This is a genomic window from Paenibacillus chondroitinus NBRC 15376, assembly GCF_004000765.1.
Lineage (GTDB): Bacteria > Bacillota > Bacilli > Paenibacillales > NBRC-103111 > Paenibacillus_E > Paenibacillus_E chondroitinus.
Genome location: NZ_BILW01000108.1, coordinates 1 through 1,017, shown reverse-complemented (window position 1 = coordinate 1,017; position 1,017 = coordinate 1). Strand labels below are relative to the sequence as shown.

2 protein-coding genes are annotated in these 1,017 nt (G+C 35.0%); both read right to left on the bottom strand.

From position 1 onward, the window contains the following. Positions 1–18: 18 nt before the first annotated feature. Complete coding sequence (locus PCH02S_RS35495; RefSeq protein WP_127458805.1) at positions 19–420, bottom strand: hypothetical protein; 402 nt, start codon at positions 418–420, stop codon at positions 19–21. A 193-nt stretch (positions 421–613) separates the two neighbouring features. Continuing rightward, positions 614–946: a hypothetical protein gene (locus tag PCH02S_RS35490; RefSeq protein ID WP_127458804.1), complete on the bottom strand. Its 333-nt coding sequence runs from the start codon at positions 944–946 to the stop codon at positions 614–616. Positions 947–1,017: the final 71 nt, after the last annotated feature.

Sequence of the window (1,017 nt, the reverse complement as noted above, 5' to 3'; positions counted from 1 at the left end):
GGAACATTAAAGCTATCTCTATTTAGTTCTAGGGTTTGTAAATAGGCCGATAATTTCTATAATCTCGGCTTCAGCAACTCGGTTTGGTCCCTCCATGAAATATCCTTTAAGTCCTACTTTAATATCATGAATATGTCTTTCCTCTCGTGCTTTAGGAAACATTATCCACATTCTAGCGGTCCCTGATTCTAAAACTGAACATCCCTCATTAATAATTATTTCTCCGTTCTCATCTTCGAACTCAGGGTGGATGACTCTCAACTCAATCCCTGTCTCTAAAAAATCCCTTTCTAAAGCAAAATCACTTCTATATCCTTGTCTAGGAAGTATTTTCCTACCTCCTTCTTCTTTCGTAAAAAATCTATACTTTACTTTAAAATCAGGTGGAAACCCACGCTTTACTTCATTTGATATCCACATGCGTGTACCCCCAAAAATGTTATTATAAAGTTATTCTCTGCAATAGAAATTTTTCCTTTATTTGTAACTATCCTCCCTTTAGCTTAACGACAGAGGAGCAGCTGCCGCGGCAGCAAACTGCTCCCTGATTGGTTTGAACTAACGTTCACCATTAAATACAAATATAAATGCTTGAGTAATAGCGGGGACATCCTTATAGATATTTTTGAAAAAAACCATAGTTTGTCCAATACTCAATTTTCTCTACAATTGCTTTTGTATTCCTACTCTCAAAATATTCCAATGGGTTTTCCCAATTATAATTCTTAATTAAAAACAGTTTATATGTACCGTTTTTATCACTATTTGGATACCAACCCAAGTCGAGAACAAGATTAAATTTACTATTGGTAAATTGCAATAAATCTTCAAAAAAATAAGCATCAAAATCATTGGAATTATGGGGTTCACATTCATAAAAGTTATTAAATTCTACCGTCCATCCTCCCTGTAATCTTAGTGGTTGAATTTCACGTGGTTTATTCATAACCTACACCTCTTTTAATTTCCTACTACCACTAACCTCCATTACTTAAGACAGGTGACGGCAGCCGATCA